The sequence below is a fragment of the Neobacillus notoginsengisoli genome (assembly GCF_003515685.1).
Lineage (GTDB): Bacteria > Bacillota > Bacilli > Bacillales > Cytobacillaceae > Bacillus_D > Bacillus_D notoginsengisoli.
The window spans coordinates 14,816-32,161 of the sequence record NZ_QWEG01000023.1 but is presented as its reverse complement, the minus strand read 5'-3'; the positions used below and the strand labels follow the sequence as shown (position 1 = coordinate 32,161).

The 17,346-nt window shown below is 45.4% G+C and carries 17 protein-coding genes; 14 read left to right on the top strand and 3 right to left on the bottom strand.

Annotated elements, in window-relative coordinates:
• Nucleotides 1-77: 77 nt before the first annotated feature.
• The 4 genes from D1B31_RS22375 (at nucleotide 78) to D1B31_RS22360 (ending at nucleotide 3,902) form a co-directional block, all read left to right on the top strand.
• Nucleotides 78-803: a FadR/GntR family transcriptional regulator gene (locus tag D1B31_RS22375; RefSeq protein WP_118924674.1), complete on the top strand. Its 726-nt coding sequence runs from the start codon at nucleotides 78-80 to the stop codon at nucleotides 801-803.
• Nucleotides 804-977: 174 nt separating this feature from the next.
• Complete coding sequence (locus D1B31_RS22370) at nucleotides 978-1,694, top strand: (Fe-S)-binding protein (RefSeq protein WP_118924672.1); 717 nt, start codon at nucleotides 978-980, stop codon at nucleotides 1,692-1,694.
• A gap of 61 nt (nucleotides 1,695-1,755) precedes the next feature.
• Nucleotides 1,756-3,180, top strand: a complete 1,425-nt coding sequence (locus tag D1B31_RS22365; RefSeq protein ID WP_118924670.1) for a LutB/LldF family L-lactate oxidation iron-sulfur protein — start codon at nucleotides 1,756-1,758, stop codon at nucleotides 3,178-3,180.
• A 2-nt stretch (nucleotides 3,181-3,182) separates the two neighbouring features.
• Nucleotides 3,183-3,902 (top strand): LutC/YkgG family protein, encoded by a 720-nt coding sequence (locus D1B31_RS22360; protein ID WP_118924668.1) that lies wholly within the window; start codon nucleotides 3,183-3,185, stop codon nucleotides 3,900-3,902.
• Between the two features lie 89 nt (nucleotides 3,903-3,991).
• On the opposite strand, the gene D1B31_RS22355 is transcribed toward D1B31_RS22360, so the two are convergent.
• On the bottom strand, nucleotides 3,992-5,017 hold the full coding sequence (locus D1B31_RS22355) for an acyltransferase family protein (protein ID WP_118924666.1): 1,026 nt from the start codon (nucleotides 5,015-5,017) through the stop codon (nucleotides 3,992-3,994).
• A 331-nt stretch (nucleotides 5,018-5,348) separates the two neighbouring features.
• Here D1B31_RS22355 and D1B31_RS22350 point away from each other — a divergent pair, with 331 nt between their 5' ends.
• The 8 genes from D1B31_RS22350 (at nucleotide 5,349) to D1B31_RS22315 (ending at nucleotide 13,603) form a co-directional block, all read left to right on the top strand.
• Nucleotides 5,349-6,359: a 2-oxoacid:acceptor oxidoreductase family protein gene (locus tag D1B31_RS22350; protein WP_118924700.1), complete on the top strand. Its 1,011-nt coding sequence runs from the start codon at nucleotides 5,349-5,351 to the stop codon at nucleotides 6,357-6,359.
• A 3-nt stretch (nucleotides 6,360-6,362) separates the two neighbouring features.
• The gene (locus D1B31_RS22345; protein WP_118924664.1) at nucleotides 6,363-8,657 is read left to right on the top strand and encodes a thiamine pyrophosphate-dependent enzyme; all 2,295 of its coding nucleotides are present in this window, start codon (nucleotides 6,363-6,365) and stop codon (nucleotides 8,655-8,657) included.
• Between the two features lie 137 nt (nucleotides 8,658-8,794).
• Nucleotides 8,795-9,376 (top strand): DUF2087 domain-containing protein, encoded by a 582-nt coding sequence (locus tag D1B31_RS22340; RefSeq protein WP_118924662.1) that lies wholly within the window; start codon nucleotides 8,795-8,797, stop codon nucleotides 9,374-9,376.
• A gap of 222 nt (nucleotides 9,377-9,598) precedes the next feature.
• Complete coding sequence (locus D1B31_RS22335; RefSeq protein ID WP_240035395.1) at nucleotides 9,599-9,880, top strand: aspartyl-phosphate phosphatase Spo0E family protein; 282 nt, start codon at nucleotides 9,599-9,601, stop codon at nucleotides 9,878-9,880.
• A 263-nt stretch (nucleotides 9,881-10,143) separates the two neighbouring features.
• A complete protein-coding gene (locus tag D1B31_RS22330; protein ID WP_118924660.1) occupies nucleotides 10,144-10,968 on the top strand; it encodes an electron transfer flavoprotein subunit beta/FixA family protein in 825 nt (274 codons plus the stop codon).
• Nucleotides 10,969-10,999: 31 nt separating this feature from the next.
• Nucleotides 11,000-12,031, top strand: a complete 1,032-nt coding sequence (locus D1B31_RS22325; RefSeq protein ID WP_118924657.1) for an electron transfer flavoprotein subunit alpha/FixB family protein — start codon at nucleotides 11,000-11,002, stop codon at nucleotides 12,029-12,031.
• Entirely contained in the window at nucleotides 12,024-13,319 is a 1,296-nt protein-coding gene (locus tag D1B31_RS22320; RefSeq protein WP_118924655.1) for an FAD-dependent oxidoreductase, read from the top strand. Before D1B31_RS22325 ends, D1B31_RS22320 begins: the two co-directional genes overlap by 8 nt.
• Nucleotides 13,319-13,603 carry a ferredoxin family protein gene (locus D1B31_RS22315; RefSeq protein ID WP_118924696.1) on the top strand — a complete coding sequence of 95 codons (285 nt, stop codon included), beginning with the start codon at nucleotides 13,319-13,321 and terminating at the stop codon, nucleotides 13,601-13,603. Before D1B31_RS22320 ends, D1B31_RS22315 begins: the two co-directional genes overlap by 1 nt.
• Before the next feature lie 535 nt (nucleotides 13,604-14,138).
• Here the strand turns inward: D1B31_RS22315 and D1B31_RS22310 are convergent.
• Nucleotides 14,139-14,480, bottom strand: a complete 342-nt coding sequence (locus D1B31_RS22310) for a hypothetical protein (protein WP_118924653.1) — start codon at nucleotides 14,478-14,480, stop codon at nucleotides 14,139-14,141.
• Between the two features lie 208 nt (nucleotides 14,481-14,688).
• On the opposite strand from D1B31_RS22310, the gene D1B31_RS22305 reads away from it, so the two are divergent.
• On the top strand, nucleotides 14,689-15,216 hold the full coding sequence (locus D1B31_RS22305) for a hemerythrin domain-containing protein (RefSeq protein WP_240035394.1): 528 nt from the start codon (nucleotides 14,689-14,691) through the stop codon (nucleotides 15,214-15,216).
• 70 nt (nucleotides 15,217-15,286) lie between these two features.
• Here D1B31_RS22305 and D1B31_RS22300 read toward each other — a convergent pair whose 3' ends face one another.
• Nucleotides 15,287-16,528: an MFS transporter gene (locus tag D1B31_RS22300; protein WP_118924651.1), complete on the bottom strand. Its 1,242-nt coding sequence runs from the start codon at nucleotides 16,526-16,528 to the stop codon at nucleotides 15,287-15,289.
• 223 nt (nucleotides 16,529-16,751) lie between these two features.
• On the opposite strand from D1B31_RS22300, the gene D1B31_RS22295 reads away from it, so the two are divergent.
• Nucleotides 16,752-17,192 (top strand): MarR family winged helix-turn-helix transcriptional regulator, encoded by a 441-nt coding sequence (locus D1B31_RS22295; protein ID WP_118924649.1) that lies wholly within the window; start codon nucleotides 16,752-16,754, stop codon nucleotides 17,190-17,192.
• Nucleotides 17,193-17,346: the final 154 nt, after the last annotated feature.

Genomic DNA, 17,346 nt, shown 5'->3' with positions numbered 1-17,346 from the left:
AGAATGTAAAGGCAGGAATAAAAAATCGTTGTATAATAGAACTATCAAACGTGAGAGACAGATTAGGAGATTAGGGTATGGAATATAAAAAGATAAAACCGAAGAAGATTTATGAAGAGGTAGCCGAAGCAATCCATGAAATGATTCGCTCTGGAAAAATCAAACCGGGAGAACGGCTCGACTCGGTCCAGCAGCTTGCTGAGAATTTCCACGTTGGCAGGTCGGCAATCCGTGAAGCCCTTTCAGCATTAAAAGCAATGGGCCTAGTTGAAATGAGGCAGGGAGAAGGCACGTTTGTCAAAGAATTCGATGCCAGCCAGGTTTCTTTCCCGCTCTCTACGGCTATATTAATGAATAAAGACGACATAAGGAACCTCCTTGAGCTTAGAAAAATAATCGAGGGTGGAACTGCTGCGGCCGCTGCGGTTAGGCGTACGCCATCCCAGCTAATGAATATTGAAAAGGCCCTTGAAGAAATGAAAACGGCGCACGGAAACGAAGAACTAGGGGAAAAGGCGGATTATCATTTTCATTTAGCCATTGCAGGGGCAGCGCAGAATCCTCTTTTAACCGGGCTCATGGAGCAAGTATCTAACTTGATGGTTGAAACAATGAAAGAAACGAGAAGGGTCTGGTTATTTTCCAAGGAAACCACCACTGATCGGCTTTACGAAGAGCATTTAAGAATTTATAGAGCGATCCAGAGCCAGAATTCCGATGAAGCCAGGCAGGCGATGCTGACTCATTTGGAGAACGTTGAGGAAATATTGGACAAGTACCTTGAGTCCGCCCCCTCTTACTAAAGTAAAGTGTTTAAGAGAAATTTTGGAAATATAAATTGAAAACCCTTTCATATTTTGCTAGGGTTGTAGTATAGTAATTCTAATTCCTTGGTTTTAGACTCACCCAGTCATCAGATGACCGGCTGACTAACAGGGGAATAGTAAATTCAGGGCGATTGAAAGGGAGAGAAGAATATGAGGGTGACCCTTTTTGCAACATGTCTGGTTGACTTGTTTCAGAGTGATGTCGGCAAAGCAACAGTCGAACTGCTGGAGAAGCTCGGCTGTGAAATTGATTTCCCGGAATCCCAGGTTTGCTGCGGACAGCCTGCTTACAACAGCGGGTACGTGAAAGAATCAAAGGAAGCAATGAAACGAATGATTGACACCTTTATGAATGCGGAGGTCATTGTTTCTCCATCCGGCTCATGTGCAACGATGTTCAAAGAATATCCCAATTTGTTCAAAGGGGATCCGGTCTGGGAACCGAAAGCAAAAGCAGTTGCCGATAAGACTTATGAACTGACCCAATTCATTGTTGATGTATTAAAGATAGAAGATGTTGGTGCAAAATTCGAACACAAAGTTACATACCATACTTCCTGCCATATGACGAGACTTCTGGGGGTAGTGGAAGCACCTATGAAACTATTGCAGAATGTAAGCGGACTTGAATTTACTGAGCTGCCCGGTAAGGAACAGTGCTGTGGGTTCGGCGGAACTTTTGCTGTTAAAATGGCGCAAATCTCCGAGCAGATGGTCGATGAAAAGGTCATGCATGTAGAGGAAACAGGCGCAGAATACTTAATTGGAGCGGATCCGGGCTGTTTGATGAATATTGGCGGGCGGATTGACAGGAAGGGCAAGCCTATTAAAATCCTTCACATTGCCGAGGTATTAAACAGCAGGTAAAGGATAGGGTACCCCATAAAAATGAGCAAGAGCTTTTTAACTGAATGGAGGGAACTTCTTTATGTCCATAAAAATTGGCCAGGAACAATTTAAGGAGCGTGTCCAGGAAGGCATTCATGATTCTTTTATGCGCGGAGCAGTTGCCGGAGCCCAGGAAAGGATGGGGACAAGGCGGCGGGACGTCACAGTCGAATTAGGCGACTGGGAAGAGTGGCGCAATCATGGCGAGGAAATTCGCCAGCACGTACTCGAAAACCTGGATTATTATCTTGAACAGTTGAGCGAAAATGTCGCCAAGCGCGGAGGACATGTTTTTTTTGCCCAAACAGCTGAAGAGGCGAGCCAGTATATTACTGAGGTGGCTAAGAAAAAGAATGCAAAAAAAGTGGTAAAAGCAAAGTCGATGGTTTCAGAAGAAATATCTATGAATCAGGCACTTGAGGCAGCCGGCTGTGAAGTGATTGAAACGGACCTGGGCGAGTACATTCTGCAGGTAGATGACCATGATCCGCCATCGCATATTGTGGTTCCGGCGCTTCATAAAAACAAAGAGCAAATCCGCGATGTTTTTACCGATAAGCTCGGCTACGATAAAACATCGAAGCCGGAGGAGCTTGCAGCCCATGCGAGGGATATGCTCCGGAAAGAATTTTTGGCAGCGGATATCGGCGTTACCGGCTGTAATTTTGCAGTTGCGGAGACGGGGTCTTTTTCCCTCGTAACGAATGAAGGGAATGCCGATCTCGTTGCGAATTTGCCAAAAACCCTTATTACGGTGATGGGAATGGAGCGAATTGTCCCGACCTTCGAGGAGATGGAAGTGCTCGTGAGCATGCTGACGCGGAGTGCCGTCGGACAAAAGCTGACAAGCTATATTACTGTGCTGACAGGTCCGAAGCAGGAGGCTGAAGCGGATGGTCCTGAGGAATTCCACCTTGTTATTGTCGATAATGGCAGATCGAACATCCTTGGCGGTGAATTCCAATCCGTCCTTCAATGCATCCGCTGTGCTGCCTGCATCAATGTTTGTCCTGTGTACCGTCACGTTGGCGGCCATTCGTACGGTTCAATCTACTCAGGGCCGATTGGCGCTGTGCTCTCTCCGTTGTTGGGCGGATATGACGAATATAAGGAACTGCCTTATGCCTCGACCCTTTGTGGTGCTTGTACGGAGGTATGCCCTGTAAAAATCCCTCTTCACCAGCTGCTTCATAAGCATAGGGAAATTATTGTCGAGCGGGAAGGAAGGGCGCCAATTTCGGAAAAACTAGCTATGAAGGCGTTTGGGTTTGGTGCTGCTTCACCCGGTTTATACAAGCTTGGCTCAAAAATGGCGCCAACTGCGATGAATCCATTTACAGTCGGTGAGAAAATTACGAAAGGACCAGGGCCGCTAAAGGCATGGACTGATATCCGCGATTTTCCGGCGCCGAATAAAGAAAGGTTCCGCGACTGGTTTAAGAACCGTGAAAAGGGAGGGAAGTAGGCATGCAGGGAACAATTCATAACAGAAATAAATTTTTGGATAAAATAGCCTCACAGCTTGGCCGGCCAAGGAGAACAGCAGGGGTGAGCCGTCCTGAGTATCACTTCCAGCCCCAACATGAAATTTACAAAGGGGCATCCCAAGACGAGCTTTTAGAAATATTGAAAACGCAGTGTCTAAAAATCCATACAACTCTTTATGAAACGGATCTCGCCGGTCTGCCGTCGAAGGTAAAGGAAATTGCAGCCGAATTTGGCGGGGGACCAGTCATAACGTGGGATGATGAACGATATGCCAAATGGGGGTTGGGTTCTCTGTTGAAAGAGGAATGGCCTTCTGAAAATGTCGAGGTCCGGGTATGGGATCATCTGAAGGGTGATGAAAACATTCCATTGGCCGAAAACGCGAAAATAGGATTGACGATCAGTGAGGTAACACTGGCCGAATCGGGCACAGTCACGCATTTCACCACGAAAGGACGAGGCAGGTCTGTCAGTTTCCTGCCGGAGAATTATATTGCACTCATTCCAAAAAGCACGATTGTCCCGAGGTTTACGCAGGCAGCCAGTTGGATTCGCAAGCAGCATCTTGAAGGACGGGATGTCCCATCCTGCATCAATTTTATTACAGGTCCGAGCAATTCCGCCGATATCGAACTAAATCTCGTTGTTGGTGTACACGGTCCGGTAAGAGCGGCCTATATTGTCATTGATGATCTTTAATGGAAAGAACACCCCTCCGGATTTTTTTGGAGGGGTGTTTTGTGAATGGCAGCTTAACGATATTAGAGATTCGGCCCGGCCTAATTCCTTTACTGGTTGAGTTTCAGTCCGCCGGAAAGGCGGTTAAATAGCTTTCTCGTCCTTGAGGCTCGCAGTTCAATCAGCGGCTGGGTAAACGAAGTGATCAGCTTGCTTGATAAGCCAAGGACAATGATGAGTGAAATTCCCGCAAGGAGGATAATTCTCTCTGTCCTGTCAAAATAAGAAGCAATATCGCTTTCCCTGAAGACCCTGACAAAAAAGCCATGAAGGAGATAGACATAAAGTGTGTTCGTTCCAAGGGTAGTAAAGAAATATTGCTTTCTCGGGACGAAAGCAAAAAAGCTCATGACCATGATGAAACTTAACGCATAGATCCCCAGTCGTTTAAACATGGCCCAAATCGAGGCAACGCCCATTGCTGCATATGGTTTTGAGCCCAAAAGCCATTGGTACTGCATGTCCGGGTAAAAATAGAAACCCGCGAAAACGAGAAGGAGTGATGCCGCGGCCAGAAGGCGCATCCTAATTGTAAACAAAGCGTAAAAGTATTCTTTTTTCATATAATAGCCCGCTAAAAACAGCGGGAAAAACACAAATGTCCTCGAGAGGCTCAAATAGTTCGATACCCAGTCCAAATAGCCGACCAAGAGGCCAATAGCGAAGGCAATAGGCAGAGAAATGGCTGGCCTGATTTTTGTAAACGGAATGAGCAGCAAATTCCAGAAGAACATGCTGACGAGGAACCATAAAGACCAATGTGGGTTGAATGGATCAATCGTAAGTGCCGGTTTTTGAAATAAGTAATAATAAAAGACTGAATAGATTATTTGGAAAAAAATATAGGGTAAAATCAATCTCTTGGCGATTTTCCAAATATAGCCCTTTTCATTAAATCCTTTGGCAAAAAAACCTGATATTAGAATGAAAGCGGGCATATGGAACGTATAAATTGCTTTGTACAAAGCAAAGAAAATCTCATTATCCTCAATAAACGCCCTTAATAGATGTCCAAAAACAACTAAAAAAATTAAAATGAATTTTGCATTATCAAAGTAGTAATTTCTTTTTTTCATTTTTTTCCTCCACTTAAAGTTAAACCCCCCAGGTTGCTCCCATACTATATACCCTACTTGAATCATTCAGAAACAGGTAATGCATTCCAAAGGGATTGAACTGCACGGATAAACTGTTATACAACACAATTCAAGCTGTATTATCTGTTTGGTGAGCTGTTTACATATTGGGAACGCTGTCGTTCTAATAACACCGTTCGTCCTGTACCTGAATTTTTTTAGGGGGGTATAACTTTTGTCACAGCCAAGTAATAAACGAACAAATAAAATAGAGTGTGGGGATGCCGGCACATGCCGGCTGATAATAAATGAAAAGTTTGGGAGGGAGAACATGTCGATTTTGCCAAAAAGAAACGACTTGGGATTTTTTGAAATCCGCCTTGAATCCATTGGCGGATTGGGAGCAAACCTAGCGGGGAAAATGCTGGCTGAAGCAGGGGTCCTTGGCCTAGGGCTGAATGGGGCGAATTTTTCGTCCTATGGCTCGGAGAAGAAGGGGTCCCCGGTAAAGAGTTTTATCCGATTCTGTGACCATGATGTGGAAATCCGGGATCACAGTCCGATTGAACAGCCGCATATTATCGGCGTTTTTCACGAAGCGTTGTATAAAATGGTTGATGTTGTCAGCGGATTAGATGCCGAGGGGATTGTCCTCGTGAATTCTGCCAGGGACTTTGACGGCATCAAAAATGATTTGCAAATAGAATATGGCACACTTGCCATTGTCGATGCCCTAACGATTGCAGTTGAGGAAAAAACAAAGGTGAATACCGCGATGCTGGGGGCAATGTTCAGGATTTGCGATTTCCTTGACCCTGAAGCAATGAAAAAGGTAATAAGAAAAACGTTTGAGAAGAAATATCCCCACTTAGTCGAACCAAATATCAGAACTTTTGACAGGGGATATAATGAAGTGAAATTCAAATTTTATGAGGCTCCTGTTGGGGCGGAGGGCAAGACATTTACAAGGCCGGAGCCGCAGCTTGGATACATAACCCAGGAAATAGGCGGGGTCATTCCTGCTCCAGCCAACAGCATTCTTAAGGACTTGAGTGGATCAAGGCAAGGTTTTCTGCCGGAATTGAAGCTTGAAAAATGTATCCACTGTGCATCATGTGATACGGTATGCCCTGATTTCTGTTTTGTGTGGGAAGCAGGAGAAGACAAGCGAGGACGTTCGCAGATGTTCCTGAAGGGAATTGATTACCAATATTGCAAGGGTTGTTTGAAATGCGTTGAAGCATGTCCGACGGATGCGCTTGGCGACCTGAGGGAAATGATTGGCTATGCAGAGGCCAACCGGGTGAAACAAAACTTTCCTTATGCGGCAGGGAGGAACTAAAATATGGCCATGTTAGAGGAACAATTGAACGAAATCGCAAAAGCGGAACAAGTGCTGACGTTTGAATCAGGCAATGAAATGGCCGCCATGGCAGCGGCACAGATCAATTATCACATCATGGGTTATTTTCCAATTACACCCTCAACGGAAGTTGCCCAGTATCTGGATATGATGAAAGCAAGAGGCGAGCATGATATCAAGCTGATTCCTGCTGACGGGGAACATGGATCCGCTGGAATTTGCTACGGGGCGGCAGTCACTGGCGCGCGCGTTTTCAATGCAACAAGTGCAAACGGGCTTCTTTATATGATTGAGCAGCTTCCTGTTCAGGCCGGAACCCGTTTTCCGATGGTCATGAATCTAGTTACAAGGGCTGTCAGCGGACCTCTTGATATCCGTGGCGACCATTCTGACTTGTATTACGCACTGAATACTGGCTGGGTCATTTTGACTGCGAGGACACCGCAGGCTGTTTATGATATGAATATTATGGCGTTGAAAATAGCGGAGCATGCAAAAGTCCGCCTGCCGGTCATTGTAGCCTATGACGGTTTTTTCACCTCGCATCAAAAGCGCCGGGTTGAATATTTCAAAGACCGCGCTGACGTTCAGAAATTTGTCGGCGAATGCCCGACTGATTATCATTTTGCAAGGGATCCTAAAAAGCCTGTTACCATTGGCGCCCATATGAATGGCGACGATCTGATGAATAACCATTTTCAACAATCAGAAGCCATTTATGCCGCCGGTGAAGTGTTCCGGGAAGTTGCTGCTGATTACGCTAAGCTTTCCGGCAGGGAGTATCCGGTGTTGGATCTATATAAAATGGAAGATGCGGATGTCGCTTTGTTCCTGTTGAATTCAGCTGCCGAGTCTGCGAAGGACGTAGTAGACAGGCTCAGATCCAAAGGGATAAAAGCAGGCGTTATTTCGCCGAACATCATCCGTCCATTTCCGGCAAAAGAAATCCGCGAGGCCCTTAAGAATGTGAAGGCGCTACTGGTTGGCGAGCGGGCGGATTCATACGGAGCGCACGGTCCAAATCTGACACACGAAGTTAGATCGGCATTGCAAGAAGACCATGAAAATAAGACAATCGTCTTGAGCAGGGTTTTTGGCCTCGGAGGGAAAGATTTTTATGCTGATGATGCCGAAGCGTTTTTTGGGATGGCGATGGATGCAATGGCAAAGGGCTTCGCAGACAAGCCATTCGATTATTATGGAATTGTTCCCGGAAACCCTGAGAAGGCACTTAAGCCGGTCATTGAACCGCAACACGGCGAGACCTATAAATCCGGTCTGATTGATGTGAAAATGGATAAAGAGACCGGGAAGCTGAAAGTAAAAATACCGCCGCTCCGTGCACTGGCAACCAAGCCGAAGCGACTCGGTTCCGGACACGGCGCATGCCCCGGATGCGGGATATTCCCGGGACTTGAGTTATTCTTCAAAGGAATTGAGGGCGACATCGTTGTCCTTTATCAGACAGGCTGCGCGTATGTCACGACAACTGCGTATCCATACAGCTCGCACAAGCAGACGATGATCCATAACCTGTTCCAGAACGGGGCAGCAACTTTGTCGGGTACTGTCGAGGCTTTCTTCGAGCTGCAAAAACGCGGTGAAATTGAAGTTGCCGACGATGTAACGTTTGTGATGATTACTGGCGACGGCGGCATGGACATCGGGATGGGCTCTGCAATCGGCACTGCGTTGCGCGGCCATAAGCTCATCATTGTGGAGTATGACAATGAAGGCTATATGAATACAGGCTCACAGATGTCCTATTCTACGCCAATGGGCCATATGACAAGCACAACCAGTGTTGGGAAAACACAACAGGGAAAAGGTTTCCATCATAAAGACACCGCGCAGTTGATGGCTGCTGCGAATATTCCTTATGTGTTCACAGGCACAGAAGCTTTTCCGCAGGATTTGGTCAAAAAAGGCGCCAAAGCACAATGGTACGCGCAAAACGTTGGCACAGTCTATGGGAAAATTTTAATTACCTGCCCGCTGAACTGGAAATCGGAAGATCGGTACGGAAGCACGATTATGGAGGCGGCAGTCAACTCCTGTTTCTTCCCGCTCTATGAGATTGAACAGGGCGTCACGACAATTACGTACGATCCGGAAGCGAGAAACAAGCGGATTCCAGCTTCTGAATGGCTAAAATACATGGGCAAGTCCAAGCATCTTTTGAAAGAAGAAAACAAAGAGTTGCTGGCGGATTTTGAAACAGAAATTGAAAATCGCTGGCAGAGGTTGAAGGCTAAGCACGAACATCCGATGCTGTAGTCGACATAAACAGGTTAAGACTAATTTAAGCAGGGCCTTGGTGCTCTGCTTTTTTTGTTCTTCGAAGATATTGACTTTCATTTTTGGGTTTGGTATATATCTAATTAGATATATATCGAATTGGATGGTGGATTTTGATGCAATTAAATAGGCTTGTTTCTTTTTATAAAGCGATGGGAGACCCGACCCGGCTACGGGTTGTAGCCCTCTTGGCAAGAGGACCGCTTCATGGCCAGGCAATTGCCGGTAAGCTCGGACTGACTCCGCCGACAATTACACACCATTTAAAAAAGCTGAGGGATGTGCATGTTGTATATGAGCGGAGAGAAAAGAATACAATCTATTTTCATTTGAATGAAACTGTACTGAAACAGCATGCGAAGGTGTTGACGCATTTTTTGGAAAAGAAAGGGGAGGAACTGGACGAAATGGATCGGTTAAGCCTGGAAAAGCAGAAGGTGATCAACAATTTCATTACCGCCGAAGGGAAATTGAAGAACATACCTGCTCAGCGGAAAAAGAAACTCTATGTTTTAGAGCATATGATAAGAGGGCTGACAAAGGGAAGAAAATATGAAGAAAAAGAAATTAATGAGTTTATTAAAAAGTTCCATGATGATTTTGCAACAATCCGCCGTGAATTTATCATCAATCATTACATGTACAGGGAAAATGGGGTCTACGAACTAAATCCGGAAGAAATGTGGGCAAAGGCATAGTTCAAAGTTCCGGCTTTTTCGTTTTGATTTTAGTGAATTTTTTGGCAGGCCCCCATCTTTCCCGATGTCGTTAAAAGAGGAAGTTTGACATCCTTTGTCTAGTTTTGCGAATCTATTTACTTTGGACAAAAAGACTGGCATAATGCAATTTCAAGCAGTTTTCCAATACGATGTAAATATATTGAAATAGGAAATAGGGTATTAAATGGAGGCCATTTAAACATGAGGATGTACAGCTGGGAGCCTGAAGGAATCTTAATAGAAATACAGGCAAAGCGAAAATTAATGATTGATTCAGCAAACGAAACCGGTCTAACGAGCGAAAGTACGGTCCGGTACAGCCAAGAACTCGATGAATTGATTGTCGCTTATCAAAAAGCAGGACGAGCAGCAATGAATTCCAATTTAAGGATAGTAAACAGAAAGCTCAAGAAATACTATTCACCCATGAAAATGAGAGCGTATATCTTTAATGGAGCTGCTCCCGTTCAGGCTAGTATGTAAGGAAAAAAAGAAAAAGGGATTCGTCGGATTTCGCGGCGAATCCCTTTTCTTCATATTTAGTAAAAATATTTTATGATTACGGCAGCTTCTGTGATTAATATCATTGTCTATATCTGTATATTTTTTATAGTAGAATTAACAGCTATGTTAGTAACCTCTTAGTACTATACGTGTATTACGTCACATATATCGTAATACATAGCATTTTTCTGAGCAAGAAGGGAAGCGCTTACAAGAAATTCAAACAGAGGGGAAGGTAGTACATGCATATTGTAGTTTGCGTCAAACAAGTGCCAGATACAAAAATTATCAAAATTAACCCGAAAACAAATACACTTGACCGCCGAAGCGCGCCGGCCATCCTGAACCCATATGACGCCCATGCCGTCCAGGAAGCAGTGAAAATCAGGAAGTTGACAGGGGGAACGATTTCAGTTCTCTCGATGGGTCCTCCGCAAGCCACGGCTGTGATTAAGAGGAGTATTGAGATTGGCGCCGACAGGGGATATTTAATTTCGGATCGAGCTTTTGCCGGGGCGGATACACTGGCTACCAGCTATGCGCTGTCGAAAGCGCTTGAGAAAATCAGTAAGGAACAGCCAATTGATTTAGTCATTTGCGGTAAGCATGCCATTGATGGGGACACCGGACAGGTCGGACCTGGCATTGCGAGGCGGCTTGATATCCCGCCGGTCACGAATGTAATCGATGTTCCTGAAGTCAATCTGAAGGAAAAAACAATTTTGCTGAAGAGAAAACAGACAAGCGGACATGAACTAATTCAGGCCCAGCTGCCTTGTCTTCTCACAGTTGAAAAAGAAATCAATGAAATAGAGTATTCACCACTGCCGAATATGATTAAAGCGGCCAGGTATGAGCCTGTGATTTGGGCCGTCAGTGATTTTGAAAATGTGGATCGCACTCAGCTCGGACTAAAAGGTTCGCCGACGATTGTAGGCAAAATGTTTTCTCCTCCGAAACCTGAAGGCGGGAAACGGCTTGAAGGCGCTTCTGATGAACAAGTCAGTGAACTGATTGCTCTATTGATGGAGAAAAAAGAGCTTTTCATTCCTAAAACTGCAAACTAAACCAATCGGCACAGGGAATAGGAGGATACAGATGAACTTAGATGAATACAGAGGGGTTTGGGTTTTTATAGAGGAAACGGATGGGGTTATTGAAGGCGTTTCCCTTGAATTGCTAGGTGCTGGGCGACAGCTTGCCGAGAAGCTTGAAGTTCCGTTAGCGGGAGTGTTGATGGGAGACGGCGTAAAAGCCCTTGCTTCCAAAGTGATTGCTCACGGCGCTGATGAAGTATATGTGATTGACCACCCTGTTATGAAGCATTACCGGACAGAATCATTTATGAGGGGTGTCATCATGCTGGCGGAAAAATATAAGCCGGAGATTTTCTTGTATGGTGCCACACCGAATGGAAAAGACTTGGCGAGCGCAGTTGCCACTGACTTGAATACGGGTTTGACCGCGGACACGACAATGCTTGACATCGACCTTGAAAATAGGCTCTTTGAAGCAAGCCGCCCTGCGTTCGGCGGTAATATCATGGCGACCATCCTGTGCAAAAAGCACCGCCCGCAAATGGCGACTGTAAGGCCAAAGGTCATGAAGGCGCTTGAGCCAGACAGCAGCAGACAAGGACGGATTATTGAAGAAAAGATTGCCTTATCAGAAGATGATATGCGTACAAAAGTGCTTAAAATTGTGAAAGACATTACAAATAAGGCAAACCTGGCCGATGCACATGTGATTGTGTGCGGCGGCAAGGGGATGGGGGACCTGCAAAACTTCCAAATGCTTTACGACCTTGCTGACGCAATAGGTGCGACGGTTGGCGGAACGAGGGATGTGGTAGAGGCGGGCTGGCTTCCGCATGAGCTGCAGATCGGTCAGACCGGCGAGACGGTAACCCCTAAAATTTATTTTGCCATAGCCTTATCCGGGGCCATCCAGCATGTTGTTGGCATGAAAAATTCCGAAATCATCATTGCGATCAACAAAGATCCGAATGCGCCTATATTTGATGTCGCTACTTATGGAATCGTTGGGGATGCACTTGAAATCGTTCCAAAACTGACAGAACAATTTAAGAAAATCCTCAGCGAAAAGGGTGGTGAAATCAGCTATGCCTGAAAAATTTGACGTGATCGTGGTCGGCGCCGGCCCGGCAGGAACAGCCTGTGCTTTCGAATGTGCAAAAAATGGTTTGAATGTGCTGCTGATTGAAAGAGGGGAATATCCAGGCAGTAAAAACGTCATGGGCGGCGTCCTTTACAGAAAACAAATGGAGGAACTGATTCCTGAGTTCTGGAAAGAAGCCCCGCTTGAGCGGCCGGTCGTTGAACAAAGATTTTGGATGATGGATAAAGAATCGGTCGTTTCCTTTGGCTATAAAGGATTGGAGTGGGCTACGGAGCCTTATAACAATTTCACGGTTCTAAGAGCTCAGTTCGACCAGTGGTTTGCAAAAAAAGCGGTCGAACAGGGAGCCCTTCTAATTAATGAAACAGTTGTAACAGAATGCATCGTCGAAAATGGAAAAGTAGTCGGAGTCAGAACCGACAGGCCGGATGGGGATGTATATGCGGATGTTGTCGTCCTTGCCGACGGAGTTAACTCACTTCTTGGAAAACAGCTTGGTTTCCACAAGGAATTCCGCCCGGATGAGGTAGCCCTAACAGTCATGGAAGTGATCAACCTTCCAAAAGAAAAAATCAATGATCGCTTCAGCCTTGAAGGGAATCAAGGCTGCACAATTGAAATTTTCGGGGATTCCACAAAAGGAAACTTGGGAACGGCTTTCCTGTATACGAATAAGGACAGCCTGAACATCGGGGTTGGCACAACTTTGTCCAGCATGATTAAAGCGAAATTAAAACCATATGATTTGCTCGACTATTTAAAGTCGCACCCTATGGTTCGGCCGATGATTGAGGGGGGAGAATCAGCCGAATATCTCGCCCATTTGATACCTGAAGGTGGCTTTAGATCAGTTCCGAAAGTTGCCGGAAACGGGGTTCTCGTTGTTGGGGATGCGGCCCAGCTTGTCAACGCCATCCATCGTGAAGGCTCGAACATGGCAATGCATTCAGGGAAGCTTGCTGCCGAGACGATTGTCCAGGCGAAAGCGCGCAATAACTTCAGCGCGGCCAGCCTGAACAGCTACCGTGAAGCACTTTATGGCAGCTTTATTATGAAAGATCTTGAGAAGTATAAGGATGCTGCCCATACGTTTGAAAAATACCCGCAGTACTTCAAAGAATATGTGCCAATGATGAATCAGGCGATGAGCAAATTCTTTACTGTTGACGGAACTCCTAAACGCGATAAACAGAAGGAAATCATGAAGAGCATTACAAGCGAGCGCGGTACGCTTAAGGTACTTCAGGATGTCTATCGTGCATGGAAGGCGGTGAAATAATGTCAAGCACTACATTGGAAGAAAAACAATATCTCCTTCGCTTCAGGTGTGACACGAAATCCCATTTAACCGTTCTCGACCATGATATTTGCGCGACAAAATGCCCGGATAAGATCTGCACGGTTTTCTGCCCGGCCGAGGTCTATAAATGGGAAGGATCAAGGATGCAGGTAGGCTATGAGGGATGCCATGAATGCGGCAGCTGCCGTATTGGCTGTCCATACCAGAACATCAAGTGGGAGTATCCGAAAGGCGGGCACGGCATCGTGTTTAGGCTGGCCTAGACTGCCGCCAGTAATCATTGTCAAAAAAGCTGTCTGCCTTTGCGGACAGCTTTTTTTTGCTTCATAGAGCAGCTTTCACGTCGCATAAGAGGTCGCTATGCGACGTTGTTCCTTCAAAGATGAGCCTTCATGTCGCATAAGAGGTCTCTATGCGACGTTGTTCCTTTAAAGATGAGCCTTCATGTCGCATAAGAGGTCGCTATGCGACTCGATTCCCTCATAGAGCAGCTTTCACGTCGCATAAGAGGTCGCTATGCGACGTTGTTCCTTCAAAGATGAGCCTTCATGTCGCATAAGGGGTCGCTATGCGACTCGATTCCCTCAAAGAGCAGCTTTCAAGTCGCATAAGAGGTCGCTATGCGACTTGATTCCCTTAAAGAGCAGCTTTCATGTCGCATAAGGGGTTGCTATGCGATTTTGTTGCTGGTTGTTCACGCTACTGGATTGGATTGCATCAGGAGTTTAACACTATTCACACGATATGTACGGGAATTCACAAGAAGAGGCAAAAAGAAGAAGCAAAGAGGAAGGAGGATTAGCTGATTTTTTTATCTAATTCAATCGAGCAAAGTTCATCATTTTTGCCGAATAATTCGCATTGTTGCGCCAGTTCAATCGCGGATTCAATTGATTCCATAACCGGTGATGCAAAATAAGGCTGTTCCCAATTGAAAGAACCTTCAGGATCAGATGTGAAAACCATTACCTTCCAACTGCAGCAGCCTGCCGGAAGTCCATCGTGGTCACCTTGCAATGCAATCAGCCAGTGCGTGGCTCCGTTTTCGGCAAGAGGGGAGTTTTGCAAAATAGCTGTGTCTTTCATTCCAATTGGCATGATAATTTTAGGATAAAAGTCTCTGTAATATGGAAAATTCAATGATTGACCCTCCCTTAATAACGTTCTAACTAAATTATATGAAATAATACGAGCATAATACTCAACCAAATGTTAAAATTTTGCGAATTTTGCAAGCGCAAACATGAATGTTTGACAATTCCATGGCTAGTGATGGACATCACAACTTGTTCTTGTGCAGTCTCATATACTTAATGCAAATAACACTATTTTGGAAGGGGTAATGAAGATGAGTGGTTGCATGAGTGCTTTCGGAGGAATGGGGACAATTGAATTGTGTGCGGGGCTGAAGCAATTAAAGGAAGAACATCCGCCTTTGCTTTCTCAACTTGACGGCCTGTTGTCAACAGTTGTGAAAATTGAAAACGAAGAAAACATAATAGAAAGCTTTAAGGAACTGACTGACAGAACACGGAGCTTTATCGCTGATCTTGGTCCGCACTCTGACCGTGAAGAGGGTGTCCTGTTCGAAATGATGGGCGAATATATAGGACGTCACTCTGGGCCGATTGCGGTCATGGAATACGAGCATGACCGGGCCAAAACCCTGATCGGTACTTATCTGACGCGTACGGCAGAGGAAAGTGCGGAATTTTCCGAAGCTGAAATCAGGGAACTGGCTGCTATGATAAAAGAGGCTTACTATACATTGACCGAGCATTTTGCAAAAGAAGAAAATGTCCTCTTTCCAATGGCGCAAAGAATGCTGTCAGAAGAAGAAAAAGCGGAACTTCACCGGAGGATCCGGGAAATCTAAGCAGGAAATGATAATGGGGTTTACAACACAAAAACAAGGCATAGCCAAGCTAAACGGCCATGCCTTGTTTTTATGCATTTTTCATATTCCATTGTTCTACTGTTTTGTCCGAAGGAAGAAATAGGGCGCATAAACCCAATAGAGGAACAAACCCTACGCCGATAATCATTTTCTTTAATCCTATCAAATCGGCGATAAGCCCAAGGCCGACTGAGCCGATCGCCCCCATGCCAAAAGCCAGCCCGACAGTAAGTCCTGACATGAGGCCAATTTTTCCTGGCACAAGTTCCTGCGCATATACAACTGTCACTGAAAAGCTTGTCATGAGAATGAAGCCGTTCAGGACAAGGCATGCGAGCGCCGCTGCAGGCGGCAAAAAAGGAACGATGGCTGAAAACGGCACAGCAGCCAACATTGAAACAGCAATGATGGTCTTTTTGCCGAAACGGTCCGCAAGCGGGCCTCCGAAAAAAGTTCCAGCCGCTCCCGCAACGAGGAATGCAAACAAAAGGTATTGAGAGTGCTGGATGGAAAATGAATATTCCTTAATGGCGAAAAAGGCATAGAAGCTCGTGATGCCGGAAATATACCAGGATCTAGCGAAAATTAATAGAAGAACAAATATTATTGCCGGCACGACCCTTTTTGCTAAGGAGCTTCGTTTGGGAGCTGAGCGTTTTTGCCTAATGACTGCCTTTTTTTCTATAGCAAGCTTTTCGGTGTACCAGCGGGCGATATAAATGAGCAGGCCTACGGCAGCCGCAGCAACAAGCGAAAAGAATGCCGCTCCTCTCTGGCCAAATGGAACGAGTACAAGTGCTGTAATCAGCGGTGCTAAAGCTTGGCCGGAATTCCCGCCGACCTGGTAGATTGATTGTGCCAGCCCTCGTCTCGGGCCGGCCGCGAGATAGGCAACGCGGGAGCCTTCCGGATGGAAGATGGCCGAGCCAATTCCGATGAAAAGAACCGACAAGATAATCAATCCAAAATTTGGTGCGAAAGCCAGTCCCAATACGCCTGCCATAGAAGCGCTGAGTCCCATGGGAAGGGCATATGGCATCGGCTTTTTGTCTGTCATCAAGCCAACAGCCGGCTGCATAACAGATGAAATCATATTTAGGGCAAAAGCGATGAAGCCAAGCTGGGTGAAACTTAGGTCAAGGGACTTCTCAATAATTGGAAACATCGCGGGGACAACCGCCTGAATGGCATCATTCAGCAAGTGGCAAATGCCAATCACATAGAGGATTTTATAGGTAGTTGATTGGGCTAAAGGAACTGGTTTTTGAAGTAATGCTGTCTGTTGGCTCATGATGAAAACTCCTTTTTCGTTGCTTTGTTCCATTTCATCTTACAGGATTTATCTTGTAGGAGCGTTCTTTTTACTTCTTTTTGATCAAAAACCTTTAAAAGATGCAATTCCTTGTTCCGAAAGTTGACATTCGGCTCAAACTCAATTGACATCACCTGTCTCGTTTTATATAATTATCTTGAATTCGAGATTAATCCATTAACCTATAAAGGATCTGATTTATATGGAAAGAGACGCTATTACTCAATCTTTAAAGCTTTATATTGTGCTGTCAAGGGCTTATAAGGCCATTAATGAACAAGTCAATAAGCTCATTCAAGAGAATGGCCTTAACCCGACTGAATTTGCAGTTTTGGAACTTCTGTACCATAAAGGCGACCAGCCGCTGCAGCAAATTGGCGGGAAAATCCTGATTGCGAGCGGAAGCATTACATATGTGGTCGATAAGCTCGAGCAAAAGGAATTCCTCCAAAGGGTTGCCTGCCCTAGCGACCGCCGCGTAACGTATGCACACATTACTGATAAAGGGAAAGCTTTCATTGAAAATGTTTTCCCGGAACATGAGAAGAACATTCACGAACTGATGTCCCGTCTCACTGATACAGAAAGGGACGAAGCAATCCGACTCCTGAAAAAACTCGGGCTCCCCTCTGGAAAATATTAAAGAAGTATAGAAGGATCTAAAATATCATTAATGCTATGTAGGGAAAAGCGGCCAAAGCAAGCCGCTTTTCCTGTTTCTGAATCCGATTTCCCGAGAAAGTTTTTGCAAAATTTTAATAATACCTTTAAAATTGGAGGATAATAGAGGCAAGATG

Coding starts and splice junctions, on each gene's coding strand:
- D1B31_RS22375 (WP_118924674.1), top strand. CDS start 78: ATGGAATATAAAAAGATAAAACCGAAGAAGATTTATGAAGAGGTAGCC.
- D1B31_RS22370 (WP_118924672.1), top strand. CDS start 978: ATGAGGGTGACCCTTTTTGCAACATGTCTGGTTGACTTGTTTCAGAGT.
- D1B31_RS22365 (WP_118924670.1), top strand. CDS start 1,756: ATGTCCATAAAAATTGGCCAGGAACAATTTAAGGAGCGTGTCCAGGAA.
- D1B31_RS22360 (WP_118924668.1), top strand. CDS start 3,183: ATGCAGGGAACAATTCATAACAGAAATAAATTTTTGGATAAAATAGCC.
- D1B31_RS22355 (WP_118924666.1), bottom strand. CDS start 5,017: ATGAAAAAAAGAAATTACTACTTTGATAATGCAAAATTCATTTTAATT.
- D1B31_RS22350 (WP_118924700.1), top strand. CDS start 5,349: ATGTCGATTTTGCCAAAAAGAAACGACTTGGGATTTTTTGAAATCCGC.
- D1B31_RS22345 (WP_118924664.1), top strand. CDS start 6,363: ATGGCCATGTTAGAGGAACAATTGAACGAAATCGCAAAAGCGGAACAA.
- D1B31_RS22340 (WP_118924662.1), top strand. CDS start 8,795: ATGCAATTAAATAGGCTTGTTTCTTTTTATAAAGCGATGGGAGACCCG.
- D1B31_RS22335 (WP_240035395.1), top strand. CDS start 9,599: ATGAGGATGTACAGCTGGGAGCCTGAAGGAATCTTAATAGAAATACAG.
- D1B31_RS22330 (WP_118924660.1), top strand. CDS start 10,144: ATGCATATTGTAGTTTGCGTCAAACAAGTGCCAGATACAAAAATTATC.
- D1B31_RS22325 (WP_118924657.1), top strand. CDS start 11,000: ATGAACTTAGATGAATACAGAGGGGTTTGGGTTTTTATAGAGGAAACG.
- D1B31_RS22320 (WP_118924655.1), top strand. CDS start 12,024: ATGCCTGAAAAATTTGACGTGATCGTGGTCGGCGCCGGCCCGGCAGGA.
- D1B31_RS22315 (WP_118924696.1), top strand. CDS start 13,319: ATGTCAAGCACTACATTGGAAGAAAAACAATATCTCCTTCGCTTCAGG.
- D1B31_RS22305 (WP_240035394.1), top strand. CDS start 14,689: ATGAGTGGTTGCATGAGTGCTTTCGGAGGAATGGGGACAATTGAATTG.
- D1B31_RS22300 (WP_118924651.1), bottom strand. CDS start 16,528: ATGAGCCAACAGACAGCATTACTTCAAAAACCAGTTCCTTTAGCCCAA.
- D1B31_RS22295 (WP_118924649.1), top strand. CDS start 16,752: ATGGAAAGAGACGCTATTACTCAATCTTTAAAGCTTTATATTGTGCTG.